Here is a 7260-nt window from a genome sequence, read left to right on the forward strand (position 1 = left end):
TGCCGGCCGGCTGCTCCGCTTTCGCGGAGCGCGCGGCCTTCATCACCCCTGCGCGCGCCGCCACGCTCAGGCCGCCCGCGTTTCCAGCACTTCCACCGCCGGCAGCTTCTTCCCCTCGAGGAACTCGAGGAAGGCGCCGCCGCCCGTCGAGATGTAGCTGACCTGGTCATGGATGCCGTACTTGGCGATGGCCGCGAGCGTGTCGCCGCCGCCCGCGATCGAGAACGCGGACGATTTGGCGATCGCTTCCGCGAGCGTCTTGGTGCCGTTGCCGAACTGGTCGAACTCGAACACGCCGACCGGGCCGTTCCACACGATCGTGCCGGCCTTCTCGAGCTGGCTCGCGAGCGCCTTGGCGGTATCGGGGCCGATGTCGAGGATCATGTCGTCCGCTTCGATGTCGGCGACCTGCTTCACCGTGGCCACGGCCGTCGGCGAGAATTCCTTGGCCGTCACGACGTCGGTCGGGATCGGCACCGATGCGCCGCGCTCGCGCGCTTCGTCGATGATCGCCTTAGCCTCGTTGACGAGGTCGGCTTCCGCGAGCGACTTGCCGATCGACAGGCCGGCCGCGAGCATGAACGTGTTCGCGATGCCGCCGCCGACGATCAGCTGGTCGACCTTGCCGGCCAGCGACTTCAGGATCGTGAGCTTGGTCGACACCTTCGAGCCGGCGACGATCGCCACCAGCGGGCGGGCCGGGTTGCCGAGCGCCTTGCCGAGCGCGTCGAGTTCGGCGGCCAGCAGCGGGCCCGCGCATGCGACCGGCGCGTACTTCGCGATCCCGTGCGTGGTCGCTTCCGCGCGGTGCGCGGTGCCGAATGCGTCGTTCACGTACACGTCGCAGAGCTTCGCCATCTTCTGCGCGAGCTCGTCCGAATTCTTCTTCTCGCCCTTGTTCACGCGGCAGTTCTCGAGCAGCACGACCTGGCCCGGCGCGACGTTCACGCCGTTCTCGACCCAGTTCGACACGAGCGGCACGTCACGGCCGAGCAGCTCGGCGAGGCGCTTCGCGACCGGCGCGAGCGAATCTTCCGGCTTGAACTCGCCTTCGGTCGGGCGACCGAGGTGCGACGTGACCATCACGGCCGCGCCGGCGTCGAGCGCGGCCTGGATGGCCGGCACGGACGCGCGCACGCGCGTGTCTTCGGTGATGTTGCCCTGGTCGTCCTGCGGGACGTTCAGGTCGGCGCGGATGAATACCCGCTTGCCGGCGAGCTGGCCGGCGGCGATCAGGTCGGTAAGACGCTTGACTTGGCTCATGTTGAACAAATTGAAGTAGTGGATGGGGAAAGGGGGTTCACGCTGGACGTGCGCGGGCTGCCGCGAAAGGGCGCCGGATGCGGCCGTGGCTGGCGGTTCGCATGACGCGCACGGGTAAAAAATCTCGAACGGGCATTCTAGCCGATCCACCCGGCAGACTGACCCGCGGGCGGCGAATTCCGCCTATTTGGGATCGCGCGCGGGAACGGACACATTGCCGCAATGCAGCAATGCAGCCGCGCGAGCGGCCAGCGCCCGGCGGGCCTGAACGGCGGCTCATCAGAAGATCAGGCGCAGCGCGGTGAACACGAGCATCCCGACGACGATCGTGCCAAGCATGCTGCGCCGCCACAAGAACCAGCCGAGGCCGGCGAGCGCCGCGTAGAACGGATGGTTGGACAGCGCGAACGACAGCCCGGCCGGCGTTTCGAGCACGTCGGGCAGCACGACGGCGACCAGTGCCGCCGCCGGTGCGTAGCGCATGGCGCGCTGCGCGCGCTCCGGCAGCACGGTGCGTTCGCCGCCGATCAGGAACAGCGCGCGCGTGACGGCCGTGACGATCGTCATCCCGATGATGACGATCCAGATTTCCGTCGCGCTCATTCGATTTCCTTTTCGTGCACGGTTTCGGTGCGGATGCGCCGCCAGTCAGCCCGCTCGACGAAGAAATCGGCCGTGCAGCCGGCCGCGAGCGCGGCGAGCACCGCGAGCGGCAGCGCGAGCCGGTACGGCAGGTCGAACGCGATCAGCGACACGACGCCGGCGACCGCGACGGCTGCGAGCGTCGAGCGGTTCGCGACCGCCGACACCATGATCGGGATCAGCGCGAGCGTACCGGCCAGCTCCAGCCCCCAGCTCGCCGGGAAGAAGCTCGCAAGCAGGATGCCGGCGAGCGACGACACCTGCCACGACAGCCAGCTCGCGAGCGCCATCCCCCAGAAATACGCCTCCTTGCCGGGCACGTGGCCGTAGGCGAAGCCCTGTTTCTGGAACAGCAGGTAGATCACGTCGCCGTTGAAATAGCCGATCGCGAGGCGCCGCCACAGCGGCAGGTAGGAAAAATGGGGAGCAAGCCCGGCGCTGAAGATCACGAAGCGCGTGTTGACCATCGCGGCCGTGAGCAGGATGGTCCAGATCGGCAGCTTCGCCGCGAGGAGCGGCAGCACCGCGAGTTGCGACGAGCCCGCGTAGACCAGCAGCGACATCGCGCTCGCCTGCCCGAGGGTCATCACCGATTTGCTCATCGCGATGCCGGTGACGAGCCCCCACGAGAAAATCGCCATCAGCGTCGGGGAATAGTCGCGCGCGCCCTGGATCAGCGCGAAGCGGTCGGTGGCGGACAATCGAGCGAGCATGGGAAGCGGGCCGCAGCGGGCGGTTCGCCGGGGCGCCGGCGCCTCCTGCCGGTACGACCCGTCGTTATTGGAATCGGTACCGGGCGATTATAGCGCCGGCCCCGCGCCGACCGACCGGATCGCCTTCAAATGACGCTAAAATAAGCGTCTTTCCGGCTCAACGCTGCATACAACCGCATCCCAGGAGAAATCTATGTCAATGGCCGACCGCGACGGCAAGATCTGGATGGACGGCAAGCTGATCGACTGGCGCGACGCCAAGATCCACGTCCTGACCCACACGCTGCATTACGGCATGGGCGTCTTCGAGGGCGTGCGCGCGTACAAGTCGGCCGACGGCAGCACCGCGATCTTCCGCCTGTACGAGCACACGAAACGTCTGCTGAATTCGGCGAAGATCTTCCAGATGGACGTGCCGTTCGACCGGGAAACGCTCGAAGCCGCGCAGCTCGAAGTCGTGCGCGAGAACAAGCTCGAGTCGTGCTACCTGCGCCCGATCATCTGGGTCGGCTCGGAAAAGCTCGGCGTGGCCGCGAAGGGCAACACGATCCACGTCGCGATCGCCGCATGGCCGTGGGGCGCGTACCTCGGCGAGGAAGGCCTCGCGAAGGGCATCCGCGTGAAGACGTCGTCGTTCACGCGCCACCACGTGAACGTGTCGATGGTGCGCGCGAAGGCATCCGGCTGGTACGTGAACTCGATCCTCGCGAACCAGGAAGCGACGGCCGACGGCTACGACGAAGCGCTGCTGCTCGACGTCGACGGCTACGTGTCGGAAGGCTCCGGCGAGAACTTCTTCCTGGTGAACAACGGCAAGCTGTACACGCCCGACCTGTCGTCGTGCCTCGACGGCATCACGCGCGACACCGTCATCACGCTCGCGAAGGACGCCGGCATCGAGGTGATCGAGAAGCGCATCACGCGCGACGAGGTCTACACGGCCGACGAAGCGTTCTTCACCGGCACGGCCGCTGAAGTCACGCCGATCCGCGAGCTCGACAACCGCACGATCGGCAGCGGCGCACGCGGCCCCGTCACGGAAAAGCTCCAGTCGGCGTTTTTCGATATCGTGTCGGGCAAGAACGCGAAGTACGCGAACTGGCTGACGAAGGTCTGAGCGCGCCGCGCCACCGACCGCCCCACAAAAGAGTGATAAGAGAAAGTCTCATGAGTGAAATCAAGGAAATGCCGCTGGTCGAGCTGACGGCCAAGGATCTTCCCGCGTACTGCCCGAACCCGGCCATGGCGCGCTGGAGCGCCCACCCGCGCGTCTTCATCGACGTCTCGCACGGCGAAGCACGCTGCCCGTACTGCGGCACGCGCTACAAGCTGCGTGACGGCGAGGTCGTCAAGGGCCACTGAGCCCCGGCGGCCGGGCCTGCAGGCTGATGCAGGCCCGCCCCTCGCCAAGGCGGCGCAGCCGGATTGCCGGCGCGCCGCCCTTCTCCATTCTGGCAACCCGAACGCGGCGCCTGAGCGCCGTGCTTCATTACGACATCGGAAGTCGACCTGATGCGTCGAGCGCTGGTTATCGCACCGAACTGGATCGGTGACGCATTGATGGCGCAGCCGCTTTTTGCGCTGCTGAAGAAAAACCATCCCCGCATCGCGATCGATGCCGTCGCGCCCTCATGGGTCGCGCCCGTGCTCGAACGGATGCCCGAGATCCACGATGTTTACGCGACCGATCTCGCGCACGGCAAGCTGCAGCTGCTGCGTCGCTGGCAACTCGCGAGCGACCTGCGCGACGTCGGCTACGACGCGGCGTACGTGCTGCCGAATTCGCTGAAATCCGCGGTGATCCCGTGGCTCGCGAACATCCCGCTGCGGGTCGGCTACACGGGCGAGCACCGCTACGGGCTGCTCAACGTGCGGCACGCGAACCCCGACAAGTCGGGCGAGCGGCCGCCGATGACGACCCACTACGCGGCGCTCGCGTACGCGCCGGGCGCGAAGCTGCCCGAGTCGATGAAGACGCTGCCCGCGCCGCGCCTCGACGCCGATCTCAACGAGACGGCGCGCGTGTCCGCACGTTTCAATCTCGATACGCGCAAGCCGCTCGTCGTGTTCTGCCCCGGTGCGGAGTACGGCCCGGCCAAGCGCTGGCCGCCCGAGCACTTCGCGTCGCTCGCCACCATCGTCCATCAGTCGTTCCCGTACACGCAGATCGTCGCGCTCGGCTCGCAGAAGGACGCGGCGGCGGCGCAGGCGATCGCCGACCACGCGCCGAACGTGCGCAACCTGTGCGGGCAGACGTCGCTGTCGGAGGCGTGCGCGCTGATCGCGCGCGCGAACGCGGTGGTCACCAACGATTCGGGGCTGATGCACGTTGCCGCCGCGCTACGCCGGCCGCTCGTCGCGCTGTACGGATCGACCGATCCGCGCCACACCCCTCCGCTGTCGGACCTGGCGAAGGTACAATGGCTTCATCTCGAATGCAGTCCCTGCTTCGAACGCGAGTGCCCGCTCGGCCACCTGAAGTGCCTGCGCGAACTCGGTCCCGAGCAGGTATTCGGCGATTTGCGCGGCATGCTCGTCGGGCAGCGCTGACCCTGGCCGGCAGCGTCGCACGGCGCGCCGGGCAATCCGATTCACCGGTGTACGGCGGCTCCATCCGGGCCGCCGTGCTGAATACGGCGCGCGACGCGCGCGAGAGATAACCCCGATGCCACGTTTTGCCCGCCTCTTCGAAGCCGCCGCCGATACGCTGAACGCCTACTACCAGGCCGTCGCCGATGCCAATCTCGACGCGCTGCTGGGATTGTGGATCGACGAGGATTTCGCCAGCTGCGTATGGGCGGACGGCGAGCATCTGCACGGCCTCGACCAGATCCGCAGCGGGCTCGCCAACCGGCTCGCCACGCGTCCCGTGACGATCGAGCCACTCGACATCCGCGTGTACGACAGCCTCGGCACGGTCGTCTATACGATCGCCGAAGCGCATCAGCAGGCCGACCTGACGGCCGAACCCGACATGGTTTTCGCGACGTACGTGATGATTCACGAACGTGGCGAGTGGCGCATCGCGCATATTCACGCGAGCCCGATTCCTGAACAAGCGGCCGGACAATTCGCCGCGAAGATCCGTCACGGGCAGGGTCCGCTGCACTGACGAAAAAGCAACGCATACGCGGGGCGATCATGAGTACGGCTTCTCCGCCCACCTCGCCGCTGACCGGGGCTCCGGCCCCCGACGACGACATTCTGCGCTATCGCGCACCACGCTGGCTGCCCAACAGCCATGCGCAAACCATCGTGCCCGCGCTGTTCGCGCGGCGTCCCGTCGTCGCTTACCGACGAGAGCGATGGGAAACCCCCGATCACGACTTCATCGATCTCGACTGGGTCGCGCATCTCGACAGCGCGGCGCCGCGGCCCGATGCGCCGCTGTTCGTGCTGTTCCACGGCCTCGAAGGCAGCTCCGGCTCGCACTACGCGCTCGCGATGATGGCAGCCGCGCGCGCGAAGGGCTGGCACGCCGTCGTGCCGCACTTCCGCAGTTGCAGCGGCGAGATCAACCGCCAGCCGCGCTTCTACCATCTCGCCGACAGCGCCGAAGTCGACTGGATCCTGCGCCGGCTTGCCGCGCAGCATCGCGGGCCGCTCGTCGCGGCCGGTGTGTCGCTCGGCGGCAATGTGCTGCTGCGCTGGCTCGGCGAGCATCGCAGCGACACGTCGATCCTGCGGGCGGCCGCCGCGATTTCGACGCCGATCGACGTGCACGCCGGCGGGCGCGCGCTGTCGCAAGGCTTTGCGATGGTCTACACGCGCAGCTTCCTGAAGACGCTCAAGCGCAAGGCGCTCGCGAAGCTCGACCAGTACCCGGGGCTGTTCGACCGTGAAGCCATGCTGCAGGCCGTGACGATGCGCGACTTCGACGAGGTCGTGACCGCACCGCTGCACGGTTTCGCGGATGCGGACGACTACTGGACCCAAGCGACGACACGGCCGCTGCTGCCCGCGATCGACGTGCCGACGCTGATTCTCAACGCCCGCAACGACCCGTTCCTGCCAGAGTCCGCTCTGCCGGGCCCGGCCGACGTATCGCCGGCCGTCGAGCTCGACCAGCCCGCGTCCGGCGGACACGCGGGATTCATGACCGGGCCGTTCCCCGGCCGCCTCGACTGGCTGTCGGCGCGGGTGTTCGGCTATTGCTCCAAATTCGTCGACCATGGATGACATCGTCAGGCAGGCCCTCGCCAAATGGCCGAACGTACCTCACTGTACCGGCTGGCTGCTGCTCGACCGGCGCGGCGAATGGCGACTGCGCGACGACGCCGCGCAAGCAGCCGGCGAGCTCGGCTCGTCGATCCGGCATGCGGCGCTGAACGCGTTCATCGGCCGCAACTACGAATGCGACGCGCAGGGCCAGTGGTTCTTCCAGAACGGGCCGCAGCGCGTGTACGTCGAGCTCGCCTATACGCCATGGATCGTCCGGCTCGCCGAACGCGACGGACAGCTCACGCTCACCGACCAGACCGGCACGCCGTTCGAACCGGACGAAGCGTGGCTCGACGACGCGGGTGGCGTGCTGTTGCGCGCAGCCGGCACGCCGCCGCGCATCGCGGCGCTGCACGACCACGACCTCGGGCTGTTCGCCGATCACGCGGATTTCGATGCCGCGCCGCCCGTGCTGCGCTGG

Annotated in this window: 9 protein-coding genes; 6 read left to right on the forward strand and 3 right to left on the reverse strand. The window is 67.7% G+C overall.

Annotated elements, in window-relative coordinates; genetic code table 11:
- Positions 1–66: 66 nt before the first annotated feature.
- From G3N93_RS30255 to G3N93_RS30265, 3 genes are all read right to left on the reverse strand, one after another.
- On the reverse strand, positions 67–1263 hold the full coding sequence (locus G3N93_RS30255; RefSeq protein ID WP_011353068.1) for a phosphoglycerate kinase: 1197 nt from the start codon (positions 1261–1263) through the stop codon (positions 67–69).
- Positions 1264–1542: 279 nt separating this feature from the next.
- On the reverse strand, positions 1543–1866 hold the full coding sequence (locus G3N93_RS30260) for an AzlD domain-containing protein (protein WP_174940363.1): 324 nt from the start codon (positions 1864–1866) through the stop codon (positions 1543–1545).
- Positions 1863–2618, reverse strand: coding sequence for an AzlC family ABC transporter permease (locus tag G3N93_RS30265; RefSeq protein ID WP_011353070.1), 756 nt, complete (start codon positions 2616–2618; stop codon positions 1863–1865). The genes G3N93_RS30260 and G3N93_RS30265 overlap by 4 nt, the downstream gene beginning before the upstream one ends.
- Before the next feature lie 193 nt (positions 2619–2811).
- On the opposite strand from G3N93_RS30265, the gene G3N93_RS30270 reads away from it, so the two are divergent.
- From G3N93_RS30270 to G3N93_RS30295, 6 genes are all read left to right on the forward strand, one after another.
- Positions 2812–3735: a branched-chain amino acid transaminase gene (locus G3N93_RS30270; RefSeq protein ID WP_083265912.1), complete on the forward strand. Its 924-nt coding sequence runs from the start codon at positions 2812–2814 to the stop codon at positions 3733–3735.
- Positions 3736–3785: 50 nt separating this feature from the next.
- Positions 3786–3980 carry a zinc-finger domain-containing protein gene (locus G3N93_RS30275; protein WP_006749970.1) on the forward strand — a complete coding sequence of 65 codons (195 nt, stop codon included), beginning with the start codon at positions 3786–3788 and terminating at the stop codon, positions 3978–3980.
- A gap of 150 nt (positions 3981–4130) precedes the next feature.
- Positions 4131–5168: a lipopolysaccharide heptosyltransferase II gene (gene waaF / locus G3N93_RS30280; protein WP_041492938.1), complete on the forward strand. Its 1038-nt coding sequence runs from the start codon at positions 4131–4133 to the stop codon at positions 5166–5168.
- Between the two features lie 115 nt (positions 5169–5283).
- Positions 5284–5730, forward strand: a complete 447-nt coding sequence (locus G3N93_RS30285) for a nuclear transport factor 2 family protein (protein WP_006749968.1) — start codon at positions 5284–5286, stop codon at positions 5728–5730.
- A 29-nt stretch (positions 5731–5759) separates the two neighbouring features.
- A complete protein-coding gene (locus G3N93_RS30290; RefSeq protein ID WP_174940359.1) occupies positions 5760–6797 on the forward strand; it encodes a hydrolase in 1038 nt (345 codons plus the stop codon).
- On the forward strand, positions 6790–7260 hold a 471-nt coding region (locus G3N93_RS30295; RefSeq protein ID WP_206134597.1), incomplete at its 3' end, for a DUF2946 family protein. The genes G3N93_RS30290 and G3N93_RS30295, both read left to right, overlap by 8 nt.

Origin of the sequence: Burkholderia sp. Se-20378, assembly GCF_017104665.1 — a bacterium.
Classification (GTDB): Bacteria; Pseudomonadota; Gammaproteobacteria; order Burkholderiales; family Burkholderiaceae; genus Burkholderia; species Burkholderia lata.